The organism is Streptomyces sp. NPDC088810, from assembly GCF_044750305.1.
GTDB lineage: Bacteria > Actinomycetota > Actinomycetes > Streptomycetales > Streptomycetaceae > Streptomyces.
Genome location: NZ_JBIVJQ010000002.1, coordinates 217120 through 240705, shown reverse-complemented (window position 1 = coordinate 240705; position 23586 = coordinate 217120). Strand labels below are relative to the sequence as shown.

The 23586-nt window shown below is 73.5% G+C and carries 23 protein-coding genes; 11 read left to right on the top strand and 12 right to left on the bottom strand.

What is annotated here, in order from left to right:
• The first annotated feature begins 24 nt into the window (after positions 1-24).
• Positions 25-858: a phospholipid scramblase-related protein gene (locus ACIP4Y_RS07755; RefSeq protein ID WP_401389181.1), complete on the top strand. Its 834-nt coding sequence runs from the start codon at positions 25-27 to the stop codon at positions 856-858.
• Positions 859-1131: 273 nt separating this feature from the next.
• Here the strand turns inward: ACIP4Y_RS07755 and ACIP4Y_RS07750 are convergent, their stop codons facing one another.
• Both ACIP4Y_RS07750 and ACIP4Y_RS07745 read right to left on the bottom strand, forming a co-directional pair.
• Positions 1132-2115, bottom strand: a complete 984-nt coding sequence (locus ACIP4Y_RS07750) for a hypothetical protein (protein ID WP_401389178.1) — start codon at positions 2113-2115, stop codon at positions 1132-1134.
• Positions 2112-2912 carry a phosphatase PAP2 family protein gene (locus ACIP4Y_RS07745; protein WP_401389175.1) on the bottom strand — a complete coding sequence of 267 codons (801 nt, stop codon included), beginning with the start codon at positions 2910-2912 and terminating at the stop codon, positions 2112-2114. The genes ACIP4Y_RS07750 and ACIP4Y_RS07745 overlap by 4 nt, the downstream gene beginning before the upstream one ends.
• Positions 2913-3095: 183 nt before the next feature.
• Here ACIP4Y_RS07745 and ACIP4Y_RS07740 point away from each other — a divergent pair, with 183 nt between their 5' ends.
• Entirely contained in the window at positions 3096-3710 is a 615-nt protein-coding gene (locus ACIP4Y_RS07740; protein WP_401389172.1) for a TetR/AcrR family transcriptional regulator, read from the top strand.
• Positions 3711-3861: 151 nt separating this feature from the next.
• Here ACIP4Y_RS07740 and ACIP4Y_RS07735 read toward each other — a convergent pair whose 3' ends face one another.
• A complete protein-coding gene (locus tag ACIP4Y_RS07735; protein WP_401389169.1) occupies positions 3862-4914 on the bottom strand; it encodes a DUF2510 domain-containing protein in 1053 nt (350 codons plus the stop codon).
• 274 nt (positions 4915-5188) lie between these two features.
• On the opposite strand from ACIP4Y_RS07735, the gene ACIP4Y_RS07730 reads away from it, so the two are divergent.
• Positions 5189-7873 (top strand): ATP-binding protein, encoded by a 2685-nt coding sequence (locus ACIP4Y_RS07730; protein ID WP_401389167.1) that lies wholly within the window; start codon positions 5189-5191, stop codon positions 7871-7873.
• A gap of 111 nt (positions 7874-7984) precedes the next feature.
• On the opposite strand, the gene ACIP4Y_RS07725 is transcribed toward ACIP4Y_RS07730, so the two are convergent.
• The gene (locus ACIP4Y_RS07725) at positions 7985-9022 is read right to left on the bottom strand and encodes a DUF3048 domain-containing protein (protein ID WP_401389164.1); all 1038 of its coding nucleotides are present in this window, start codon (positions 9020-9022) and stop codon (positions 7985-7987) included.
• Between the two features lie 88 nt (positions 9023-9110).
• On the opposite strand from ACIP4Y_RS07725, the gene ACIP4Y_RS07720 reads away from it, so the two are divergent.
• Positions 9111-10301: a zinc-dependent alcohol dehydrogenase gene (locus tag ACIP4Y_RS07720; protein ID WP_401389161.1), complete on the top strand. Its 1191-nt coding sequence runs from the start codon at positions 9111-9113 to the stop codon at positions 10299-10301.
• A gap of 13 nt (positions 10302-10314) precedes the next feature.
• On the opposite strand, the gene ACIP4Y_RS07715 is transcribed toward ACIP4Y_RS07720, so the two are convergent.
• Positions 10315-11391: an ATP-dependent DNA ligase gene (locus tag ACIP4Y_RS07715; RefSeq protein WP_401389158.1), complete on the bottom strand. Its 1077-nt coding sequence runs from the start codon at positions 11389-11391 to the stop codon at positions 10315-10317.
• A gap of 73 nt (positions 11392-11464) precedes the next feature.
• Here ACIP4Y_RS07715 and ligD point away from each other — a divergent pair, with 73 nt between their 5' ends.
• The 3 genes from ligD to ACIP4Y_RS07700 all read left to right on the top strand — a co-directional run bounded on the left by ligD (position 11465) and on the right by ACIP4Y_RS07700 (position 14618).
• Complete coding sequence (ligD, locus tag ACIP4Y_RS07710; protein WP_401389155.1) at positions 11465-12478, top strand: non-homologous end-joining DNA ligase; 1014 nt, start codon at positions 11465-11467, stop codon at positions 12476-12478.
• Between the two features lie 37 nt (positions 12479-12515).
• Positions 12516-13454: an ornithine cyclodeaminase family protein gene (locus tag ACIP4Y_RS07705; RefSeq protein ID WP_401389152.1), complete on the top strand. Its 939-nt coding sequence runs from the start codon at positions 12516-12518 to the stop codon at positions 13452-13454.
• Between the two features lie 87 nt (positions 13455-13541).
• Positions 13542-14618, top strand: a complete 1077-nt coding sequence (locus tag ACIP4Y_RS07700) for a LacI family DNA-binding transcriptional regulator (RefSeq protein ID WP_358637050.1) — start codon at positions 13542-13544, stop codon at positions 14616-14618.
• A gap of 34 nt (positions 14619-14652) precedes the next feature.
• Here the strand turns inward: ACIP4Y_RS07700 and ACIP4Y_RS07695 are convergent, their stop codons facing one another.
• Complete coding sequence (locus ACIP4Y_RS07695) at positions 14653-15444, bottom strand: VOC family protein (protein ID WP_401389149.1); 792 nt, start codon at positions 15442-15444, stop codon at positions 14653-14655.
• A gap of 270 nt (positions 15445-15714) precedes the next feature.
• Between ACIP4Y_RS07695 and ACIP4Y_RS07690 the strand changes: the two genes are divergently transcribed.
• Positions 15715-15960 carry a WhiB family transcriptional regulator gene (locus ACIP4Y_RS07690; RefSeq protein WP_401389146.1) on the top strand — a complete coding sequence of 82 codons (246 nt, stop codon included), beginning with the start codon at positions 15715-15717 and terminating at the stop codon, positions 15958-15960.
• Positions 15961-16031: 71 nt separating this feature from the next.
• Here the strand turns inward: ACIP4Y_RS07690 and ACIP4Y_RS07685 are convergent, their stop codons facing one another.
• The 4 genes from ACIP4Y_RS07685 to ACIP4Y_RS07670 all read right to left on the bottom strand — a co-directional run bounded on the left by ACIP4Y_RS07685 (position 16032) and on the right by ACIP4Y_RS07670 (position 20499).
• Positions 16032-17006, bottom strand: a complete 975-nt coding sequence (locus ACIP4Y_RS07685) for an acyl-ACP desaturase (RefSeq protein WP_401389143.1) — start codon at positions 17004-17006, stop codon at positions 16032-16034.
• A 227-nt stretch (positions 17007-17233) separates the two neighbouring features.
• On the bottom strand, positions 17234-18010 hold the full coding sequence (gene ddaH / locus ACIP4Y_RS07680) for a dimethylargininase (RefSeq protein ID WP_401389140.1): 777 nt from the start codon (positions 18008-18010) through the stop codon (positions 17234-17236).
• A gap of 143 nt (positions 18011-18153) precedes the next feature.
• Complete coding sequence (locus ACIP4Y_RS07675; RefSeq protein ID WP_401389138.1) at positions 18154-19779, bottom strand: ABC-F family ATP-binding cassette domain-containing protein; 1626 nt, start codon at positions 19777-19779, stop codon at positions 18154-18156.
• Between the two features lie 303 nt (positions 19780-20082).
• Positions 20083-20499: an SsgA family sporulation/cell division regulator gene (locus ACIP4Y_RS07670; RefSeq protein ID WP_401389135.1), complete on the bottom strand. Its 417-nt coding sequence runs from the start codon at positions 20497-20499 to the stop codon at positions 20083-20085.
• A 223-nt stretch (positions 20500-20722) separates the two neighbouring features.
• Here ACIP4Y_RS07670 and ACIP4Y_RS07665 point away from each other — a divergent pair, with 223 nt between their 5' ends.
• Both ACIP4Y_RS07665 and ACIP4Y_RS07660 read left to right on the top strand, forming a co-directional pair.
• Positions 20723-21868, top strand: coding sequence for a WD40/YVTN/BNR-like repeat-containing protein (locus tag ACIP4Y_RS07665; protein ID WP_401390619.1), 1146 nt, complete (start codon positions 20723-20725; stop codon positions 21866-21868).
• A gap of 75 nt (positions 21869-21943) precedes the next feature.
• Positions 21944-22282, top strand: coding sequence for a plasmid stabilization protein (locus tag ACIP4Y_RS07660; RefSeq protein ID WP_358637064.1), 339 nt, complete (start codon positions 21944-21946; stop codon positions 22280-22282).
• 43 nt (positions 22283-22325) lie between these two features.
• Here the strand turns inward: ACIP4Y_RS07660 and ACIP4Y_RS07655 are convergent, their stop codons facing one another.
• A complete protein-coding gene (locus tag ACIP4Y_RS07655; protein WP_358637066.1) occupies positions 22326-22622 on the bottom strand; it encodes a YciI family protein in 297 nt (98 codons plus the stop codon).
• Positions 22623-22682: 60 nt separating this feature from the next.
• Here ACIP4Y_RS07655 and ACIP4Y_RS07650 point away from each other — a divergent pair, with 60 nt between their 5' ends.
• Positions 22683-23426: an endonuclease V gene (locus tag ACIP4Y_RS07650; RefSeq protein ID WP_401389131.1), complete on the top strand. Its 744-nt coding sequence runs from the start codon at positions 22683-22685 to the stop codon at positions 23424-23426.
• On the opposite strand, the gene ACIP4Y_RS07645 is transcribed toward ACIP4Y_RS07650, so the two are convergent.
• Positions 23390-23572, bottom strand: a complete 183-nt coding sequence (locus ACIP4Y_RS07645) for a hypothetical protein (protein WP_401389128.1) — start codon at positions 23570-23572, stop codon at positions 23390-23392. The genes ACIP4Y_RS07650 and ACIP4Y_RS07645 overlap by 37 nt on opposite strands.
• Positions 23573-23586 lie beyond the last annotated feature (14 nt).

Here is a 23586-nt window from a genome sequence, read left to right as displayed (position 1 = left end):
GTCACAGCAGGGTAGTGTGCCCCGGTGACCACGCAATCGAACACTCCTGCAGGCTGGTACCCGGATCCGCACGGGGCGGCGCAGACGCTCCGCTACTGGGACGGCTCGCAGTGGACCGAGCACACCAACCCGGCCGAGCAGCCGGCCGGGCAGGTTCCGCCGCAGCAGGCCGCCTTCCCGCAACAGCAGGCCGGTGACGCCAAGGTGCAGCGCCAGGTGCAGCAGCAGGCCGGCGTCACGGCCGGCGGCCCCGGTGGCGGCACCCTCTTCACCGAGCCCGTCCTGGTCGTGAACCAGAAGGCCAAGCTGATCGAGCTGACCAACGAGTACAAGGTCATGGATCAGAGCGGCCGGGAGATCGGCTCGGTCACCCAGGTCGGGCAGGGCGTGCTGCGCAAGATCCTGCGCTTCGTCTCCAGCCTCGACCAGTTCCTCACCCACAAGCTGGAGATCCGCGACGCCTACGGCCAGCCCCAGCTGCTGCTGACCCGGCCCGCGAAGATCTTCAAGTCGCGGGTCGTCGTGACCCGCCCGGACGGCTCGCCGGTCGGTGAGATCGTCCAGAAGAACATGATCGGCAAGATCAACTTCGCGATGATGGCGAACGGCCAGCAGGTCGGCGCGATCAAGGCGGAGAACTGGCGGGCCTGGAACTTCGCCATCGTCGACCACGCGGACAACGAGGTCGCCCGGATCACCAAGACCTGGGAAGGCCTCGCCAAGACCCTGTTCACGACCGCGGACAACTACGTCCTGCAGATCCACTACCAGCTGCCCGAGCCGCTGCTGAGCCTCGTGGTGGCCACGGCGCTCACTGTGGACACTGCCCTCAAGCAGGACGCTCGCGGCTGGGGGTGACCCGGCGGGGACGCCGCTGCAGCGGCGACGAGTACGGCGACGGCGGCCGGTGCCTGCGGATGTCTCCGCGCACCGGCCGCCGCCGTATGCCGTGCGGTGTATGGGGTTCGCGGTATGCGATCTGCTGGATCCGGGTTGGTGTATGCGGTCTGTCTGCGGCCTGCTGTCTACGGACCAGCAGCATGCGGTCCGCAGTATGCGATGTCGCGTCTCGCGTCTGCCGTCTGCTGTCTGCCGCATTCCGTATTCTGTATTTCGTATTCCGTATGCAGATCACAGCGCCGTGAGATGCCCCGGCTGCTCCGGCTGCCGAGGCACCAGCACGGGCTCCGCCGCAGCCGACCCCGGCTCCAGCGCCAGCACCGCGGCCACCGGATGCTCATCGTGCCCGCCGTACTCCCCGGACTGCCCGGCACGGCCGGGGCCGCCACCGCTTTCCGGGGCCGCCCGGGTGAGCAGCACGACCCCCCACGCCGCCAGCCCCGCGCCCGCCAGGGCCAGGAGCGTGCCCGCCGCACCGCCCTGCAGGCCCTGGCCCAGCAGGGTGAGGCCGATGACGGCGGCGGAGATCGGGTTGGCGAGGGTGACGACGGCCAGGGGGGCGCCGAGGCCGCCGCGGTAGGCGGTCTGGGACAGCAGGAGTCCGCCGACGGCGAAGGCGGCGACGAGCACGGCGACCACGATCACCTCGGTGCTGAGGGTCGGGCCGGAGCGGTCGGTGGCTGCCACGGTGACCGTCTGGGTGAGCGCGGAGGCGACACCGGAGGCGAAGCCGGACGCGGTCGCGTGCCGGAGGCCCGGCCGGACGCCGGGCCAGGTCAGCAGGCCGATCGCGGTGCCCGTCGTACCCGCGACGGCCAGGGCCTCGGTCAGGGACAGGGCCCGGGCGGGAGCGGGGCCGGAGGCGGTGATCAGCAGCGCGGCGAGTCCGAGCAGGGTGAGTGCCGTACCGCGCCACTCCGCGGCGGTGACCCGCCGTCCGGCCGCGCGTGCGCCCAGCGGTACGGCGGCGACCAGGGTGAGCGCGCCCAGGGGCTGTACGACGGTCAGCGGGCCGTACTTCAGGGCGATGACGTGCAGCAGTGCGGCGGCGGCGTTGAGGCCGACCGCCGACCACCAGGCGCCGGTGCCCAGCAGTCGCAGCAGGCCGGTGCCGGCGCTGCGGGAGGCGAGGCGTTCCTGGGCGACGGCGGCGAGCGCGTAGGCGACGGCCGAGACGAGTGACAGGCCGAGGGCGGCCACGGTGGCGGTGCTCATCGGCTCGCTCCCGCCAGGGCGGGCTCGGGGGTGTTCAGCCGGCCGGTGCCGCGCGCCGCCGTGGTGGCGGTGCGGTGCGGCGGGTGTATGGCGGCGAGGACGAGGCCGAGCATGGCCGTGGCGACGATCGCGTCGAGCCAGTAGTGGTTGGCGGTGCCCACGATCACCAGGAGGGTGATCAGGGGGTGCAGCAGCCAGAGCCGGCGCCATCGGGACCGGGTGGCGGCGATCAGGCCGATCGCGAGCATCAGTGCCCAGCCGAAGTGCAGCGAGGGCATGGCCGCGAACTGGTTGGAGAGGTGGTCGCTGGACGGGGGGCCGTACACGGAGGGGCCGTAGACGCGGGCGGTGTCGATGAGGCCGGTTCCGGCCAGCATCCGCGGCGGGGCCAGCGGAAAGGTGAACGGCAGGACGAGGGCGGCGCTGGTGACGACCGCGAGGACCCGGCGGGCCCAGACGTAGTGCGCGGGCCGCCGCAGGTAGAGCCAGACGAGGAAGGCGAGGGTGGCCGGGAAGTGGACGGTGGCGTAGTAGGTGTTCGCCACGTGGACGAGGGTGTCGCCGTGCAGCAGTGCGGACTGCACGGCGGTCTCGTGGGGCAGGTGCACGGTCCGCTCCAGGTGCCACACGCGGCGGGCGTTGCGGTACGCCTCGCCGGTGTGGCCGGTGGCCAGTTGCCGGCCGAGCTTGTAGACGAGGAAGAGTCCGGCGACCAGCAGGAACTCACGTATCAGAGGCGGCCGTGCCGGTGCTTCCGGCTCGGTGTCCGCCTCCGCAGGCTCGGTTCGGGCGTTCATCCCCCGGCCCCTTCGCTGACGGTGGTGCGGTGGTGGTGCGTGCGTCCCGGTCGGCACCGGAACTCATCGATACGCTGTCGTACCGATACGCCAGTGTACCGATACGGTTGAGTACCGGTACACTGGCGTATCGATTGATGTGCGACACACTGGGAAACAGGCACGAGTGAGGGGAAGCACCGCATGACGTCGCAGGCCGCGGACGGACCGGACACGGTCGTCGCCTCGCGCCGCTCCAAGATCACGCCGGAGCGTGAGCGGGAGTTCTTCGACGCCGTGCTGGAACAGATCCGCGAGTGCGGCTACGACTCCGTCACCATGGAGGGCATCGCCGCCAGCACCCGGTGCAGCAAGTCCACGCTCTACCGGCAGTGGAAGACCAAGCCGCAGTTCGTCGCGGCGGCGCTGCGCGCCAGCCGCCGGGTGAAGTTCGCCGGCATCGACACCGGATCACTCGCCGAGGACCTGCGCCAGGCCGCGCGGGCCGCGGGCGACTGGTCCGGCAAGGACACCCGGCTGCTGCAGGCGCTGGGTCACGCGGTGACGACCGACCAGGAGCTGGCCCGGGCGCTGCGCGAGGCGCTGGTGGACCCGGAGATCGCCGCGCTGGAGGAGATCCTCGCCCGGGGCGTGGCGCGGGGTGAGGTCCGGGCGGGCCACCCGGCGCTGGAGTACATCCCCGCCATGATGTTCGGCGTCCTGCGCGTGCGGCCGGTGCTCAACGGCCAGTACGCCGACTCCGACTACCTGGTCCGGTTCGTGGAGGCCGTCGTGCTGCCCGCGCTCGGACTGACATGAGACCCAGGCCGCCGTCCACGGGATGACTGGACGGCGGCCTGCCCGCGCCGCACCGTGGGGACGGGGGCGGCGCGCACCCCCCGGCCGGGTGGGGTTCCTCTTGAGCGGAGGGGAATCCCACCCGGCCGATCCGTGTCACGCCGGTCCGGTCTCAGACGTCCTGGCCGTACCCGCCGCCGGAGGAGACCTTGATCCCCTTGAGGATCTCGTCGATGACGGACAGCTGCTGCCCGGCGTCCACGCCGAAGCGGACCACCACGATCTGCCGGGCGTCGTTGGGCGAGGGGAAGGCGACCGACTCGACATAGCCGTCGGCGCCCTTGCTGGTGACCGCCTTCCAGCGCACCAGGTAGCCCTTCTGCCCGGCCACCGTGACCGCCTCGGAGGCCAGCTGCCGGTGCGAGGTGATGCTGCCGTAGGTGGTGCCGCCGTACGACTTCTTGGCGTTGGCCGCGATGTCCGCCTTGGCGACCTCCTCGGCGGTGTCGCCCTTGGTGCCCAGCACCACCGCCGGAGCCGTGTAGGCGCCGCCCGCGGTGCACGTCTGGGCCGGGTTGCCCGGGCACGTGTAGGAGTCGTCGGAGGTCACCTGCGCCCCGACGTCGATCGCCTGCCCGGTCCAGCCCTTCGGCACCGGCAGGCTGATCCCGTTGACCGGGTCCGGTACCGAGCCGCCGCCCTTGACCTTCGGCGCCTCGGACTGCCTCGGGGACGGCGAGGCCCCGCCGGAGCCGCCGGATCCGCCCGAGCCGCCGGGCCCGTCGAACGGGCTGCCCTGCCCGCCGTTCCGCCCGTCGCCCGGCCCCTGCCGCGAGCCCGCCCGGTCGCCGCTGCCGTCGTCGCCCTTGGTGAGGAGGTACACGCCGACTCCGACGCACGCCAGTACCGTGGCCGTCACGGCGACGGCTATGCCGGTGCGCAGTCCGCGCCGGGGGCGGGCCGGCGGCTGGGCGAAATATTGCGGATACGGCGGATGGCCCGGAGGTGCGGGGTGGGCGCCGTACCCCGTGGGGGCGGAGGGCGCCGGGCCGGCCGGCTGCGGGCCGTCCGCCGGCGGCTGTGCCGGGGGACCCCAGGAGGCGGCCGTGCCGGCGGGGCGGGTCTGGTCCGTCCAGGCCTTGCCGTCCCACCAGCGCTCGGTGGGCGGGCCGTCGTTCGTCTGCCCGGGGTCGGGATACCACCCGGGGGGAGTCACCTGCGTCATGCCCCCACCGTATGAGGTGACGGTGAAAGCGGGATGAGAGGATCAGCCGCCCGGTGGGCGGACCGCGGCGTTCCGCCCGGTTTGTTTCCCGCAGACGTCGCCCGGGCCGCCTTGTTGACACTCCGTCCGCTGGTGGGACAGGCGCGCGCGTCGCCTGCCCGCACCCTCTTTCACCCGGGCGGGCAACAGGTGCCGCGACCGGCCACCACGGGCCCCGCCGGAGGGCTACGCTCGGGCTCTGTACGTCATTCGGGCGACCTGGGGAGGTAACGGGATGACGGAGGGACGGCCGTCGGCGGCCGGCTCGGCTCCCCTGTGGGAGCGGGACGCCGAGATCGCCACCGTCGCGCAGGCACTCGACGTCCTGTGCGCGGACCAGTCGTCCGCGGGCAGCCTGCTGGTCCTGCGGGGCGAGGCCGGACTCGGCAAGACCGCGCTGCTGGCCGAGATCCGCCGCATCGCCGAACGCCGCGGCTGCGCCGTCTGGTCCGCCCGCGGCGCCGAGACGCTGAGATCGGTCCCGTTCCACGTCGTACGACAGCTGCTCCAGCCGGCGCTGCTGTCCTTACTGCCCGAGGAGGCCCGCGAGTACCTCGGTGACTGGTACGACATCGCCGGCCCCGCCCTCGGCATAGCCGAACCGCAAGGGGACAACGCCGACCCGCAGTACGTCTGCGACGGACTCGTCGCCGCGGTGCGCCGGCTCGCCCGCCGCGAATGGCCGCTGGTCCTCCTCCTCGACGACGCGCACTGGGCCGACCAGGAGACCCTGCGCTGGCTCGCCGCGTTCGCCGAACGCCTGGACGACCTGTCGGTCCTCGTCGTGGTGGCCCGCCGTCCCGGCGAGGTCAGCGGCGACAGCGCCCGCCTGCTCGACGAGGTGGCCGCCGCCGCGGGCCGCCCCGTCCAGAACCTCAGCGCCCTCACCCCGGACGCCACCGCCGGGCTCACCCGCGCCACCCTCGGCCGGCACGCCGACGACCCGTTCTGCCGCGAGGTCTGGGCCGTCACCGGCGGCAACCCCTACGACACCGTCGAACTCCTCGCCAAGGTCCAGGACAGCGAACTGCAGCCGGCCGAGGCGCAGGCCGCGGAGCTGCGCGCGCTCAACCGCGCCGCCCGCGGCGGCGGACTGGTCGACCGGCTCAAGGGCCTCGGCCTGGAGGCCACCCGGTTCGCGTGGGCCGCCGCCATCCTCGGCACCGGCATCACCGTCGACATGGTCGCCCGCCTCGCCACCATGAACGACGAACTCGCGCGGAACTGCGCCGAGCTGCTGTGTAACGCCCGCATCCTCACCGAACCCCAGCCGGCCGCCGGCACCGAACCGACCGGCGACGAGCTGGAGTTCGTCCACCCGCTGATCGCCACCGCCGTCTACAACTCCATCCCGCCCGGCGTGTGCACGGCCATGCACGGCGTCGCCGCGCAGATCATCACCGAGCTGGGCCGGGGCGCCGCCGAGGCCGCCCGGCACCTGCTCAAGGTGCACCCGGACGACGACGAGGAACTCGTCGAGCAACTGCGCGAGGCCGCCCGCGAGCACCTCGCCGTCGGCGCGCCCGACGCGGCCCGCCGCTGCCTGGAACGCGCGCTTCAGGAGCCGCCCCGCCCCGAGGTGCACGCGCACGTCCTCTACGAACTGGGCTGCGCCACCCTCCTGACCAACCCCGCCGTCACCATCGACCATCTGCAGAGCGCGCTCGGCATGCCCGGCCTGGACGGGGACGACCGGGTCGACGCCGTCGTCCGCCTCTCCCAGGCGCTGCTCCACAACGACCAGCTGGAGGAGGCCGTCCGCACGGTCGAGGCCGAAGCGGCCCGGCACGAGGCCGGCCCGGTGCGGATGCGGCTGCAGGCGTTCCAGTTCATGTGGGAGGGCATCCACGGCGAGACCGTCTCCCCGGCCCGCTCCCGGCGCCTCGCCGAACTGGCGAGCACCTGCTCCGGCCGTGACAACGCCGAACGCGCCCTGCTGATCCTGCGCGGCTTCGACGCGATGACCCACGGCGAGAGCGCCGACGAGGTCCTCGAACTGTGCGACCGCGCCCTGGTCAACGGCCGGCTCGCGCCCGGACTCGGCTGGACCGACCCCGAGTGGGGCATGGAGCTGCTGATGATGCTCGGCAGCGCGTACGCCTACGCGGACCGGCTCGACCGGGCCGAGAGCCTGTTCGCCGAGGCCCGCCGCGTCTACACCACGGCCGGCTGGCGCGGCGGCCACCTCTCCCTGGCCAACGCCTTCCTCGGACTCGCCTACCGCAGACAGGGCCGGCTCCGCGACGCCGAGTCCACCCTCCGCGAGGCCCTGGTCCTCGCCGAACGCGTCGGCCGCCGCCTGCCTCTGTACTGGTCGGCCAGCTGCGGCCTGGTCGACACCCTGCTGGCCCGGGGCCGGGTGGAGGAGGCCTGGTCGGTCGCCGAACAGTACGGGTTCGCGCCGCCGTACCCGTCCACCATCGTGCTGCCCGACATCCGCTCCGTGCGCGGCCGGCTGCTCCTCGCCGTCGGCCGCACCGAGGAAGGCATCAACGAACTGGAGGCCGCCGAGAAGACCGCCGCCTCACGCGGCGGTCACAACCCCGTCCTCGCCCCCTGGTCCATCGAGCTCGCCAAGGCCCTCGCCGGGCAGGACCCGGCCCGGGCCGCCCAGCTGGCGGCCGACGCCCGCCGGCAGGCCGAGCGGTTCGGCACGGACACCGCCATCGGCGAGGCCCTGCGCTGCGCCGCCGCCCTGGAGACGGGCCAGCGCGCGGTCCAGCTCGCCGCCCGCGCCGTCACCTACCTGGAGGCCTCGCCCTGCCAGTACGAGCACGCGGCGGCCCGCGTCGAGTACGGCATCGCCGCCCGCTCGGTCGCGGAACTGGGCCGGGGCCTGGACCTCGCGCGGGCCTGTGGGGCGGAGGGGCTGGTGACGCAGGCGCGGGAGGTGCTGGAGACGGGGCGGGGTTTGCGGTAGACGGGCGACTGAACGGTCAAGGTCGCTCCAGGGTACGGTCGGTGGGCCGGCGAAGCCGGTGCAGTGGGCGGGGTCGCCCGGGTCGTCCAGGTCGCTGACCCGCGTCCCTCCTCAGAACGCCGGTACGAACACCACCCACACCTGCCCGGCGGCGAAGTCCAGCCGTCCGCCGTCCGCCGTCGTGAACGCCGTACCGTCCGCCGCCGTGGGCCGCGACCAGAAGCCGTCGTACGACCGGCCGTCGCGCAGCACCTCCGCCCGCCCGGAGCCGACCGTCTCGGTGTACGGCGTCCGGTTGCCGAGCACGTCGTGGTAGCGGGAGGTACGGACCCTCACGTGCTGCACGACCACCGTGGCCGGTGCCGGCCGGCCGCTGTCGGTCGTCACGGAGGGCGCGCCGTCCATCGCGACGAGCCAGCCGCCGCGCCCGGCGGACCAGGTGAAGGCGAGGCGGGCGGCCGGGTAGCGCACCGTGCGCGCGGACACCGGGGTGCCGCCGGAGGGCGCCGGGCCGTAGCGGAAGCCCGTGGTCAGCGCCGCCGCGCCCGGGGCGGCGGGCAGCAGCGCGGCGGGGTGCAGGTAGAGGTTGTGCGGGGCGGCCCGGCCGGTGCCCCGGTAGTAGGCGTCGGGGGCCTCGTCGGGTGACCGCGGGCGCAGCGGTGCCCGGTCGATCAGCGGCAGCAGTGCGCGCTGGGCGCCCGAGTAGGCGAGCGTCGGCATCGTGAACTGGCGCAGCAGTTCCAGGTCGGACTCGCGGGCGCTGCGCACCGGTCCGACGGTCTTCGGCAGCCGTGTCGCGTACACCGCCAGCAGGCGGCTCAGGCCGCCCTCGACCTGTTCCACGTACACCACGTCCGCCGCGCCGAGCCCGGTCTGCGGACGTGCCGCGCCCACGTTGTCGATCTTCACGGCGAGTGGTGAGCCGGCCGCGGCCGGACGGCTCGGCGTCGGGGTCGCGGTGCCGTGCGGGGCGCGGTCGTCGTCCCTGCCGTGGCCCGTGCAGCCCGCTACGAGGGAGGCGGTCAGCGCGACGCTCAGCAGCGCCGCCGTCCGTGCCGCACGCCGCGTGCGTGCCCTGTGTCCCGTGCCCACCGTCGCCACCCCGTCCGTGTCGTCCGATTGTGCGCGCACCGGGGCACCGTTGGCCATGGGTTCGGCGGGGGTGCGGGCGGGTACCCGGCCGCCACCGCATCGGGACGCAGGACGCATCCGTACGCGACCAAGGGAGCGCGACCCCATGAAGGCAGTCACCTGGCAGGGCAAACGGGACGTCCGGGTCGAGGACGTGCCCGACCCGCGGATCGAGGAGCCCACCGACGCCGTCATCCGCATCACGTCCACCGGACTGTGCGGCTCCGACCTGCACCTGTACGAGGTACTCACCCCGTTCATGACGCCGGGGGACATCCTCGGCCACGAACCCATGGGCATCGTCGAGGAGGTCGGCCCGGGTGTGCCGGACCTCGCGGTGGGGGACCGGGTCGTGGTGCCGTTCCAGATCGCCTGCGGCAACTGCTGGATGTGCCTGACCGGGCTGCCCACGCAGTGCGAGACCACCCAGGTCACCGGCGAGGGCATGGGCGCCGCCATCTTCGGCTACACCCGCCTGTACGGCGCCGTGCCCGGGGCCCAGGCCGAGTACCTGCGTGTCCCGCAGGCCCAGTTCGGCCCGATCAAGGTGCCCGAGGGCCCGCCGGACGACCGGTTCGTCTACCTCTCCGACGTGCTGCCCACCGCCTGGCAGGCCGCCGAGTACGCGGCCGTGCCGCCCGGCGGCACCCTCGCGGTCCTCGGCCTCGGCCCCATCGGCGACATGGCCTGCCGGATCGCCAGGGCCCGCGGCGCCGAGCGCGTCTTCGGCGTCGACCTGGTGCCCGAGCGGCTGGCCCGGGCGCAGCGGCGCGGTGTCGAGACGTACGACCTCAGGGCCTTCGACGACGAGAAGACGCTGGTCCAGGCCATCCGGGACGAGACCGGCGGCCGGGGCCCGGACGCCGTGATCGACGCCGTCGGCACCGAGGCGCACGGCAGCGCCGCGGCCAAACTCGCCCAGACGGCCACCGCGCTGATGCCCCGCAAGCTGAGCGCGCCGCTCGCCGAACGCTTCAGCGTCGACCGGCTCGGCGCCCTGTACACGGCCATCGACCTGGTCCGCCGCGGCGGCACGATCTCGCTCAGCGGTGTCTACGGCGGCATGGCCGACCCGATGCCGATGCTCACCCTGTTCGACAAGCAGATCCAGTTGCGCATGGGCCAGGCCAACGTCCGCCGGTGGACCGACCTGATCCTGCCCTACCTGACGGACGAGGACACCCTCGGCGTCGACGACTTCGCCACGCACCGGCTGCCGCTGGCGCAGGCACCGCACGCGTACGAGATGTTCCAGCGCAAGCAGGACGGCGCCGTCAAGATCCTCATGCAGCCGTAGCCGGGCATCCGGCTCAGCCGGGGTCCTTCTCGCCGAGGATCTCCGCCAGGTCGTAGCGCACCGGCTCCTCCAGCTGGGCGTAGGTGCAGCTCTCCGGCGTACGGTCCGGCCGCCAGCGGCGGAAGCGGGCCGTGTGCCGGAACCGCTGCCCGTTCTCCATGTGGTCGTACGCCACCTCGGCCACCCGCTCCGGCCGCAGCGGCACCCAGGACAGGTCCTTCTTGCCGGACCAGCGGCTCGGCGCGCCCGGCAGCCGGGCCGTCTCGTGCGCGGCCTCGTCCGTCCAGGCGGCCCACGGGTGCCCGGAGACGTCGTCCATGCGCAGCGGCGCCAGCTCCTCGACCAGCTCGGCCCGCTTCTTCATGGCGAACGCGGCCGACACGCCGACGTGCTGGAGCCGGCCGTCCGCGTCGTACAGCCCGAGCAGCAGCGAGCCGACCACCGGGCCGCTCTTGTGGAAGCGGTACCCGGCGACCACGACGTCCGCGGTCCGCTCGTGCTTGATCTTGAACATGGCCCGCTCGTCCTGCAGGTAGGGCAGGGTGAGCGGTTTGGCCACGACCCCGTCCAGGCCGGCGCCCTCGAACTGCTCGAACCAGTGCCGGGCCACCTCGATGTCGGTCGTCGAGGGCGCCAGGTGCACCGGCGGGGTCGCCTCGGAGAGGGCCCGGTCCAGCAGGGCGCGGCGGTCGGCCAGCGGGACGTCGAGCAGGGCGTGGTCGTCCAGGGCCAGCAGGTCGAAGGCGACGAAGGACGCCGGGGTCTTCTCGGCGAGCATCCGCACCCGGGAGGCCGCCGGGTGGATCCGCTCGGTCAGCGCGTCGAAGTCCAGCCGGCCGCCGCGCGCGATCACGATCTCCCCGTCCAGCACGCACCGCTCGGGCAGCCGCTCCGTCAGCGCCGCGACCAGCTCGGGAAAGTACCTGGTCAGGGGCTTTCCGGTACGGCTGCCCAGTTCGACCTCGGCCCCGTCCCGGAACACGATCGACCGGAAGCCGTCCCACTTCGCCTCGTAGTGCATCCCCGGCGGGATCTTCGCCACCGACTTGGCGAGCATCGGCTTCACGGGCGGCATGACGGGGAGATCCATGCCTCGATTCTGCTCGCATACATACGGCTTCGCCCGGTATGCGAGCAGTGCGGGGTGCGCCTACCGTGGCCGCATGGGTGATGCGGTGGAACTCGAGGTGGGCGGCCGGACCGTACGGCTGTCCAGCCCGGACAAGGTGTTCTTCCCGGAGCGCGGTTTCACCAAGCTGGACCTCGCCCGGTACTACGCCTCCGTCGGCCCCGGCATCCTGCGCGCCCTGCGCAACCGCCCCACCACCCTGGAGCGCTACCCGGACGGCGTGGGCGGCGAGTGGTTCTACCAGAAGCGGGCCCCCAAGGGCATGCCCGGCTGGATCCCGACCGCCCACATCACCTTCCCCAGCGGGCGCAGCGCCGACGAGATGTGCCCCACGGAGGAGGCCGCCGTGGTGTGGGCCGCCCAGTACGGCACCCTGACCTTCCACCCCTGGCCGGTGCGCGCCACCGACGTCGACCGCCCCGACGAACTGCGTATCGACCTCGACCCGCAGCCCGGCACCGACTACGCCGACGCGGCCCGCGCCGCCCACGAACTGCGCGCGGTGCTGGAGGAGTTCGGCGGGCTGCGCGGCTGGCCGAAGACCTCCGGCGGCCGGGGCCTGCACGTCTTCGTCCCCATCGAACCGCGCTGGACCTTCACCCAGGTGCGCCGCGCGGCGATCGCGGTCGGCCGGGAGATGGAACGCCGGATGCCCGGCCAGGTGACCATCAAGTGGTGGAAGGAGGAACGCGGGCGCCGGATCTTCATCGACTACAACCAGACGGCGAGAGACCGCACCATTGCCTCCGCCTATTCGGTACGTCCCCGCCCGCACGCCCCCGTCTCGGCGCCGCTGCGCTGGGAGGAGGTCGGCGTGGCCGAGCCCCGCGACTTCGACCTCGCCACCATGCCGGCCCGGTTCGCCGAACTCGGTGACGTGCACGCCGGCATGGACGACCACGCGCACTCCCTGGAGGCGCTGCTGGAACTGGCCCGCCGGGACGAGCACGACCACGGCCTGGGCGACCTGCCGTACCCGCCGGAGTACCCGAAGATGCCCGGCGAACCCAAACGCGTCCAGCCGAGCCGGGCCCGGCGCGAACCCTGACGGGTGGGGCCGCGGACCGGTGAGCGATCATGACCGGGTGACCCGTGTGCTGACCCGCAGCGATCTGGAGGCCGTGCTCGACCCCGCGGCCTGTCTCCGCGCCCTGCGCGACGGCTTCCGTACGGCCGGCGAGGTGTCCGTCCCCGGGCGACGGGTCCGCACCGGCCTGCCGTTCCCCGGCACCGCCACCGCTCTCATCCCCGGCCTGCTGCCCGGCGTCGACGCCTACACGGTGAAGGTGAACGCCAAGTTCCCCGGCGCCCGGCCCGCCCTGCGCGGGGTGATCTGCCTGCACGCCGGCGCCGACGGGGAACTGCTCGCCCTGCTGGACTCCGCCACCGTCACGGCCTGGCGCACCGGACTGGCCGCCGCCCTCGGCACCAGGCTGCTGGCCCCCGCCGGGTACGAGGTCCTCGGCGTCATCGGAGCGGGCGCGCAGGCCGAGCTGACCCTGCGCGGCCTCGCCGGCGGGCGCCGGTTCCGGGACCTCGTCGTCCACGACACGGACCCCGCGCGGGCCGCCGGGTTCGCCGCCCGGCACGGCGGCCGGGCGCTCGGCTCGGCCCGGGCGGTGGCCGGGGCGGCCGACGTCGTCCTGCTCGCCACCTGGTCCCGGACACCGCTGCTGGCCCTCGCCGACACCAGCCCCGGGCAGCACCTCACCAGCCTCGGCACCGACGAGCCCGGCAAACGGGAACTCGCCGCCGACCTGCTGGACGCGGCCCTCCTCGTCGTCGACGACCGGGAACTGGCCGCCACGGCGGGCGCGTTGGCGGCACCCGGACCGACCCGGACGGCCGCCGACGCCACCCTCACCGACATCCTGCGCGGCACGCACCCCGGCCGGACCTCGGCCCGGCAGCGCACCGTGTACGCCCCCGTCGGACTGCCCTGGCAGGATCTCGCCCTCGCCTGGCACGCGTTCCGGGAGGCGGAGCGCCGGGGCCTCGGGACGACGGTCGATCTGCTGGGCTGAGCCGCCCGGTTCCGGTCGCTCCGGGCACCGTCCGGGCGGGCGCCGCGCGGCTATCCTGATCGCCACCCGCCGAGGAGGAGTCCCGAAGTGACCGAGGCAGTGTCGCGTCCCACGCTGGAGGCCGTGGCCGCGCGGGCCGGCGTGTCCCGGGCCACCGTGTCCCGCGTGGTCAACGGCGGCGACGGGGTCCGCGAACCCCTGGCCGAGCGGGTCCGGCGGGCCGTGGAGGAACTGGGCTACGTCCCCAACCAGGCGGCGCGCAGCCTCGTCACCCGACGCCACGACGCCGTCGCGGTCGTCATCGCCGAGCCCGAGGCCCGGGTCTTCGCCGACCCCTTCTTCGCCCTCCAGCTGCGCGGCATCAGCAAGGAGCTGACCGCGCACGACAACCAGCTCGTGCTGCTGCTCACCGAGGGCCGCGCCGACCACGCGCGCGTGGCCCGGTACCTCGCCGGCGGCCATGTCGACGGCGCGCTCGTCTTCTCCCTCCACCTGGACGACCCGCTGCCCGGTCTCATCCGCGACGCCGGCGTGCCCACCGTGTTCGGCGGACGCCCCGACTGGGGCGAGGGCGTGCGGGCCGAGGACCCGGGCGTGGTGTACGTCGACTGCGACAACCGGGGCGGGGCGCGCGCGGCCGTACGGCATCTGCTGGACCTCGGCCGCCGGCGCGTCGCGCACCTCACCGGTGCGCTGGACCAGACCTCGGCGGTGGACCGGCTGGACGGCTACCGGGACGTCATGGCCGACGTGCTGGGCGAGAGCGATCCCCGGCTGGTCGTGGAGAGCGACTTCACCCCGTCCGGCGGCGAACGCGCCATGCGGGAACTCCTGGAGCGCTGCCCGGACGTCGACGCCGTGTTCGCCGCCAACGACCTCACCGCGCTCGGCGCGCTGCGGGTGCTGCGCGAGAGCGGCCGGCGGGTGCCCGAGGACGTGGCCGTGGTCGGCTTCGACGACATGCTGCCGGTCACCGAGCAGGCCGACCCGCCGCTGACCACGGTCCGTCAGGACATCGAGGAGATGGGCCGGCTGATGGCCCGCCTGCTGCTGCAGGGCCTGTCCGACGGCCGGGACCGGGAGCGTGCGTCGGCCGGTGCCCCGGGCGCACCGGCGACGGGAGTGATCCTGCCGACGACCCTGATACGCCGCGCCTCCGCGTGACCGCCGCCCAGGCGCTACGGGGGTTCAGGGGGGTTCAGCCCTGCGCCGGCTCGCTTCTGATCACCGCGAAGCGGACCCCGTACGGATCGGCCAGCTTGGCCATGCGGCCCACGCCCTCCAGGGTCGTCGCGGGCATCCGTACCGTCCCGCCGAGCCGCTGTGCCTGTTCGGCCACGGCGTCGGTGTCCGCCACCTCGAAGTACGGCAGCCAGTAGGCGCCGGACTCCTTCTCGGTCGGATCGTCGGCCAGCGGCACCATCCCGCCGAACATCGCGTCCTCCCCGGCGCCTTCCGGGTTGACGCAGGTGTAGGTCCCGCCCGGGAACGGCACCCCGGACGTCTCCAGGCCGAGCACCCGCCGGTAGAAGGCGGCGGCCGCCGCGATGTCCGGCGTGTACAGCTCGACCCAGCACAGCGCGCCCGGCTCGTTCGCCACGTCCACGCCCTTGGTCTGCCCCGGCTGCCAGATCCCGAAGTACACGCCCGCCTGGTCGGCGAGGAGCGCCATGCGGCCCTGGCCCATCACGTCCGTCGGCTGGAACACCACTCTGCCGTGGGCCTGTTCGGCCGCCTCGGCGGTGGCCTGGGCGTCCTCGCTCCGGAAGTACACCGTCCAGGCCGGGGGTCCCTGCCCGGGGCCGGTCTGCATGCCGCCCGCCACGGTCCGGCCGTCCAGCTGGAAGAAGCCGTAACCGCCGGCGTCCGGCCCCGCCGACCGGAACTCCCAGCCGAACAGGCCGCCGTAGAAGGAGGTGGCGCCGTCGATGTCGGGGCTGCCGACGTCGATCCAGTTGGGCGCGCCGTTGACGAAACGGGTGGTGAGCATCTCGGCCCTCCTCGCAAGGGGTCCCGTCCTGTGCACTGCCGAGTCTGGCACCGCCCACTGACAATCGCCGCCGGAGCCGTGCGACGCGCCGCACCGGCCCGCGCTCACCCCGCGTGGCGGTCTGCGTTCCCCGGGTTTTCGTGCCGGTGCCGCGCGCCGCCGTGCGCGCGCCGGGCCCGGGGGAGCATCATCGGGGCGGCCGGGGGCCCGGGGCGCGCCGTTGAGCCGGCGTTGATCGAACGTTTTTCGGCGTGGGGCAGGCTCCTGGCCATGCACTCCGAAACCATCACCCCGGCCGACGACACCTGGCAGGCGCAGGCCCTGTGCGCGCAGACCGGGCCGGACTTCTTCTTCCCCGACCCGGGCAGCTCGGTGCGCGAGGCGAAGCGCATCTGCGCCATGTGCGAGCTGCGCCCGGCCTGTCTGGAGTACGCGCTGGCCAACGACGAGCGGTTCGGCGTCTGGGGCGGCCTGTCGGAGAAGGAACGCCTGGCCCTGCGCCGCACCGCCCGCTGACACCGCCGCCGCACACCGCCCGCAGGCACCGCCCGCCGGCCGCGGAGACCGCGCGCCCCGCGCGCGGGGCGTCAGCCCGCGGCGCGTGCCGCCATCCGGGCCTTGCGCGCGGCCAGCTTCTCGTCGAACTTCGCGGCCTCCGCGTCCAGCCCGCCCAGGTACAGACCGAGCTCCTCCTGCGCCTGGAGCCCCTCGGGGCCGAGGCCGTCGATCTCCATGACCTTCAGGAAGCGCAGCACCGGCTGCAGCACGTCGTCGTGGTGGATGCGCAGGTTGTAGACCTCGCCGATCGCCATCTGCGCGGCGGCCCGCTCGAAGCCGGGGATGCCGTGACCGGGCATGCGGAAGTTCACGACGACGTCCCGCACCGCCTGCATGGTCAGGTCCGGGGCCAGTTCGAAGGCGGCCTTGAGCAGGTTGCGGTAGAAGACCATGTGCAGGTTCTCGTCGGTCGCGATGCGGGCCAGCATGCGGTCGCAGACCGGGTCGCCGGACTGGTGGCCGGTGTTGCGGTGCGAGATCCGCGTGGCCAGCTCCTGGAAGGCGACGTAGGCGATCGAGTGCAGCATCGAGTGCCGGTTGTCGGACTCGAAGCCCTCGCTCATGTGGGCCATGCGGAACCGCTCCAGCTTGTCCGGGTCCACCGCGCGGGAGGCCAGCAGGTAGTCCCGCATCACGATGCCGTGCCGGCCCTCCTCGGCCGTCCAGCGGTGCACCCAGGTGCCCCAGGCGCCCTCGCGGCCGAAGAGCGTGGCGATCTCGTGGTGGTAGCTCGGCAGATTGTCCTCGGTCAGCAGGTTGACCACGAGGGCGGTACGGCCGATCTCCGTCACCTTGGACTGGTCCTTGTCCCAGGCCTCGCCGTCCTCGAACAGGCCCGGGAAGTTGCGCCCGTCGCTCCACGGCACGTACTCGTGCGGCATCCAGTCCTTGGCGACCTGCAGATGCCGGTTCAGCTCCTTCTCGACCACTTCCTCCAGTGCGTACAGCAGCCGTGCGTCGGTCCAGACGGACGGGTTGCCGGGGTGCGAGGAGGTGATCGTCACGGGAGCTCCAGGGGGACGCCGAACAAGGGGAAGTGGAACGGGGTGGGCCGGCGAGCGGTGCCGGGCCTACGTGATCGTAAGCTACGAATCCGTAGGTTACGAAGCCGTAGGTTAAGTCTGCTGTAAAGAACCGCTGATCAGCCCACCCCGGCCGGCCTTCCGCGGGGACGCCGGACGGCCCCGGGACCCGCAGGTCCCGGGGCCGTCAAAGCGCCGGGATCACCCGATCAGGCGTACAGCTCCCGCAGCCGCACCGAGAGGCAGGTCACACAGCCTTCCAGCTTCTCGAACTCGCTGATGTCGACCGTCACCACCTCGTGGCCGAGATCGGTCAGCAGCTCGGCGGTCTTCGGTGCGCTCGCCGCCATCAGCAGTGTGCTGCCGCCGAGCAGCACCACGTGCGCGCCGGACTCCTCCGGCACCGACAGGAAGCCCGGGAACAGCGACGGCCGGTCGATCTTCGGGATGTGCCCGATGACCGTGCCGTCGGGCAGCGCGGTCACCGCCGACTTCAGGTGCAGCACCCTGCTCACGGGCACGGCCACCACACGGGCGCCCAGCGGTTCGAAGGCCGCCCGCAGCTGCTGCACGCCGGCCGCGTTGGTCCGCCCGCCGCGGCCGACGTACACGGTGTCGCCGACCTTCAGGACGTCACCGCCGTCCAGCGTGCCCGGCTCCCATATCCAGTTCACCGAGCAGCCGAGGCGGGCCACGGCCTCCTCGACGCCGGCGGTCTCCGCCCGCCGGGACTCGGCGCCGGGTCGGGTGATCAGCGCCACGTTCCTGTACATGACGACGGTGTCCTCGACGAACACCGAGTCGGGGCAGTCGTCGGCCGGTTCGACCTCGATCGTCTCCCAGCCGTGCGTACGCAGGGCCTCGACGTAGGCCTCCCACTGTGCACCGGCGAGCCCGACGTCGACCTTCTCCCGCTCGATGTGCGTGACCAGGCCGTCGGCGAGGCGGGTGCTGGGGCGGCGGACGAGGGCCTTCTTGCTGGGCACGGGGGGCCTTTCGAATCGGTCGGGGCGATGGTGCGGTGTCCGGCGCCGAGCACGAAGGCGCCGGTCCGTCATCATGCAGGGCGCTCCGGCCAGGACAAAACCCTCGTTGTCAGGCTGTGTCCGTCCCGGGACCCGCCGGCCGGTCAGGCCGGGTCCGCGAGCGCCTCGACGGTCGTCTCCGTCAGCACACCTCCCTCCATCAGCAGCCAGCGCGTGATCCCGATCGACTCCAGGAACGGCAGGTCGTGCCCGGCGACGACCAGCGCCCCCTCGTACGACTCCAGAGCCGTGGTCAGCTGCCGGACGCTGGCCATGTCGAGGTTGTTGGTCGGCTCGTCGAGCAGCAGCAACTGGGGTGCGGGCTCGGCGAGCATCAGCGCGGCCAGGGCCGCCCGGAAACGCTCGCCGCCCGACAGGGTGCCCGCCTTCTGGTCGGCCCGCGCGCCCCGGAACAGGAAGCGGGCGAGACGGGCCCGGATCCGGTTGTTGGTGGCGCCCGGCGCGAACCGGGCCACGTTCTCGGCGACCGACAGGGCGTCGTCCAGCACGTCCAGCCGCTGGGGCAGGAACCGCAGCGGGACGTGCACCGTCACCGTGCCGGCCGACGGCGCCAGCTCGCCGGCGACCGTGCGCAGCAGCGTCGTCTTGCCGGAGCCGTTCCGGCCGACCAGCGCGATCCGTTCGGGGCCGCGCAGATCGAGAATGCCCTCCACGCGCGCGTGGCAGGCCGTCTGAAGATTCTCCAGGGTGAGCACCTGCCGGCCGGGCGGTACGGCCGTGTACGGCAGCTCGACGCGGATCTCGTCGTCGTCCCGTACGGCCTCCACCGCCTCGTCCAGCCGCTCCCGAGCCTCGGCGAGCCGCTCCTGGTGCATGATGCGGTGCTTGCCCGCGGACTCCTGGGCGGCGCGTTTGCGCGCGCCCATGACGATCTTGGGTTCGCGTTTGGAGTCCCACATCTTCTGGCCGTACCGCTTGCGGCGGGCCAGTTTGACCTGGGCGTCGGCCAGTTCGCGCTGCTGCTTGCGCACATCGGCCTCGGCGACGCGCACCAGGCGCTCGGCCGCCTCCTGCTCGACGGCCAGCGCCTCCTCGTACGCCGAGAAGTTGCCGCCGTACCAGGTGACCTCCCCGGAGTGCAGCTCCGCGATCTGGTCGACCAGGTCGAGCAGGTCCCGGTCGTGACTGACCACGACCAGGACGCCCGGCCAGGAGGCGACGGCCTGGTACAGCCGCCGGCGCGCGTACAGGTCGAGGTTGTTGGTGGGCTCGTCCAGCAGCAGGACGTCGGGGCGGCGCAGCAGCAGTGCGGCGAGCCGCAGCAGCACCGACTCGCCGCCGGAGACCTCGCCGACGGTCCGGTCCAGGCCGATGTGGCCGAGGCCGAGTTCGCCGAGGGTGACCAGGGCGCGTTCCTCGACGTCCCAGTCGTCGCCGAGGGTCTCGAAGTGCTGCTCGGCGACGTCGCCCGCCTCGATGGCGTGCAGGGCGGCCCGCTGCTCGGCGATGCCGAGGGCCTGGTCGACGCGGAGCCCGGTGTCGAGCGTGACGTTCTGCGGGAGGTGGCCGATCTCGCCGGCCGCCCGGACGGTTCCGTCGGCCGGGACGAGTTCCCCGGCGAGCAGCTTGAGCAGGGTCGACTTGCCCGATCCGTTGACGCCGACGAGCCCGGTCCTGCCGGGACCGAAGGAGATGTCCAGGCCCTCGAAGACGGCGGTGCCGTCGGGCCAGGCGAAGGACAGGGAGTAAGCGGTGAGGGAAGCTGACATGGGGCGCCTCGCGAGGGTGTGAGCGTTCGGGTGGACGCGTGTGGAGACACCGCGAGGCGGAAACCGAAGGGCCGGGCACGGAGGGCCATGAAAAAAGGCCTGTGCCGGGGGACGGCTCGGACGCCGAGGTCGTACGCCGCGCACACCTGACCGGTGCGACGCGGTGCCTCAGGACCTCAGACGAGCAACGTCCTTCTCCAATCGACGGCAACAGAACCGTCGTACACCGTAGGAGGGCGCCGGAGGGCTGTCAACGCATTAAAACGCCGGCCCCACGCGCGCGGGGCGCTCGGGAAGCGGCGTTCAGCAGGCGTCCCGCATCAACTCGGCCAGGTCGTGGTCCAGGTCAAGCTGGAGGTGCTCCAGGCCGACCGGGACCAGGTCGTCGGCCGCCGCCAGGAACCGCCGTATCTCGCCCGAGCGCACATGCACGATCGCGGTGCCCTCGGGGGCGTGGAACTCCAGCACCGTGCGGTCGTACCCGTACGGCCGGACCCGGACGTCGCCCTGGCCCTCGGGGCCCTGCAGCCCCGCCATGAGCAGTTCGCGGGAGAAGGTCCAGCACACGTCGACCCCCTCCAGGGTGGCCGGGGCCGGGAAGGTCATGCGGACGGCGAACGGGTCGCGCCGGTCGTAGCGCAGCGTCGCGGGAATGCTCGGCATGCGCGGTGCGGCGGCGACGAGTCGGGCCTCGACGGGCTGCTCGATGACGGTGGACAACGCCTTGCTCCCTCGTGACGGCTGGACTGCGCCCGGATGTGCGGCGCCCGGCACTGGAAGAGACGACGGAATCGGCCGATGCGTGCACACGGGGAACGAGTGACCTCGGTCACCGCGTTCATGCACGGGGAACGCACTGGTGTTCCCGTTCGTCCGCCGTCGCGCGGGGCACGGCAGGCCCTCTGGACGGGGCCCGGACGGTCGGCTAGCTTCGCCCGCCATGATGCACTCGGGGAGCACGCGACGCAGGGGACGGGCGAGCCGACTGGTGGCGGCGGGAGTGGCGTGCGGGGCGGCGCTGGCCGCGCTGACGGCCCCGGCGGCCGGGGCCCGCCCGCTGGGGCAGGGCGGCAACGGCCCGGCGGCCGCGGTTGCGGTGAACTCCGGGCGGGGAAGCGTGCACTGGGCGGCGAAGGAGACCGGCACGCCGCAGGTCCGCTTCCGGGGACTTGCGGCCGTCGACCGGCACACCGCCTGGCTGGCCGGCACCGGCGGTACGGTGCTGCGGACCACGGACGGCGGCGCGAGCTGGCGGAACGTCTCTCCGCCGGGCGCGGCCGACGTGCAGTTCCGGGACGTGACGGCGTTCGACGCGCGGCGCGCGGTGGTGCTGGCCATCGGCGAGGGCGAGGCGTCCCGCGTCTACCGCACCGACGACGGCGGTACCACCTGGACGGAGTCCTTCCGCAACACCGACCCGCAGGCCTTCTACGACTGCCTCACCTTCTTCGACCGCCGGCACGGCCTCGCCCTGAGCGACCCCGTGGACGGCAGGTTCCGCCTGCTGTCCACCGCCGACGGCGGGCGCTCCTGGCGCGTACTGCCCTCCGCCGGCATGCCGCCCGCGCTGGACGGCGAGGCGGGCTTCGCCGCGAGCGGCCAGTGCCTGGTCGCCTCCGGCCCGCGGGACGTCTGGCTGGCCACCGGCGGCGGCGCCCACGCGCGCGTGCTGCACTCCGCCGACCGCGGGCTGACCTGGACGGCCGCCGACACGCCGATCCCCGCGGGCGATCCGGCGAAGGGCGTCTTCGCGCTCGCCTTCCGCGACCGCACCCACGGCATCGCGGTCGGCGGCGACTACCGCCCCGACCAGCCCTCGCCGGACTCCGCCGCGGTCAGCGCCGACGGCGGCCGGACCTGGCGGCCCGCCGCCACCCCGCCGCCCGCCTACCGCTCCGGGGCCGCCTGGCTCCCGCACAGCCGCACCGCCGCGCTGGCCGTCGGCCCGACCGGCACCGACCTGACCACCGACGGCGGCCGCAGCTGGCGCACCCTCGACACCGGCTCCTACGACACGGTGGCCTGCACCCCCGACCCGAGCTGCTGGGCGGCCGGCGAACAGGGCCGGGTGGCACGGCTCGAACGCTGAGGCGCGGCCGGAACGGTAGAGGTAGGTGCGCGGAACGCGGGTACTCGTTCCCTGCCGCAGAGGAAGGGAGCGATCATGCCAGCCGGTTCCAGCCCCAAGCGCGAGCGTCAGTACGAGCACATCAAGAAGAGCGCGGAGGACCGGGGCGAGAGCACCGGGCGCGCCAAGGAGATCGCCGCGCGGACGGTGAACAAGGAACGCGCTCGCTCCGGCGAGTCCAAGACCGCCAGCCGCAGCTCGACACAGGACATGTCGTCGTCCAAGCGCGGCGGTCAGCGGTCGGGCAACCGGGCCGGTTCACAGGGCCCGACGCGCGACCAGTTGTACAACGAGGCGAAGCAGCGCGGCATCGAAGGCCGTTCACACATGAACAAGGACGAGCTGCAGCGCGCCCTGAACGCCAAGAAGGGCTGACGGCCGCGAGGCAGGACGCCCCGCAGCCCCGGGCCGCGCGGCGTCAGCCGAGTGTCTGCCGGTGACGCGCCAGTTCGGGAGCCGTCTTCGTGGCGATGAACTCCGTGACGCGGTAGGCGCACACGCCGGCCACGGTGAACGGGTCGCCCGCGACGAGTTCCTCGATGCGGGCGCGGTCCCCCGCGACGGCGAGGATCACCCCGCCGTCGCGGGGGTTCTTGCGTCCCGAGGCCAGGAAGAAGCCCTTCTCGTACTGCTCCTCCAGCCAGGCCACATGGGCCGGCAGAACGGCGTCCACGGCGTCGAGCGGCGCGGTGTAGGTCAGCTCCAGTACGAACATGATCGCGAGCCTACCCCCGCCGGTCCGGCGGGGTGCGGCGGGCCCGTAGAGTCACCCGGCATGACGATCGTCGGCGTACCCGCGGGCTGGCCCGCGACGGAGGAGGAGGCCCGCGCCGTCCAGGACGAGCTGCGCGGGCGGGTGGTGCTGGACGAGCCCGGCCCGCCGCCCGGGACGGGCCGGGTCACGGGGGTCGACGTCGCCTACGACGACGGCCTGGACCTGGTCGCGGCGGCCGCCGTCGTGCTGGACGCCGCCACCCTGGACGTCGTCGCGGAGGCGACGGCCGTCGGCCGGGTCTCCTTCCCGTACGTGCCCGGACTCCTCGCCTTCCGTGAGATCCCCACCGTCCGCGCCGCCCTGGAACGGCTGCCGTGCCCGCCCGGCCTGGTGGTGTGCGACGGCTACGGCCTGGCCCACCCGCGCCGCTTCGGCCTGGCGAGCCACCTGGGCGTGCTCACCGGCCTGCCGACCGTCGGCGTCGCCAAGAACCCGTTCACGTTCACGTACGACGACCCCGGGCCGGCGCGGGGCCGGTCCGCGCCGCTGCTCGCCGGGACCGAGGAGGTCGGACGGGCCCTGCGCACCCGGGACGGCGTCAAGCCGGTGTTCGTCTCGGTCGGCCACCGGGTGAGCCTCGGCAACGCCTTGGCGCACACCCTGGCGCTGACCCCCCGGTTCCGGCTGCCGGAGACCACCCGGCGGGCGGACGCCCTGTGCCGGCGGGCCCTGCGCGAGGCGGCACAGGGCCCGGCCGGCGGCGGCGCTCAGGACTCCACGACGCGCCAGGCGCCGACCTCCTGATACGCCGAGTCGTAGACGGCCGAACCGTCGCCGGGTTCCAGGGCGTAGTGACGCAGGTTGCCACCCCAGTACCGCAGGATGCGCTCCAGCTCACCCACCCGGTCCACCACGCCGTCGTCCACGGTCACCTCGAGCACGAACTTCACGTCCGCTCCGCCTC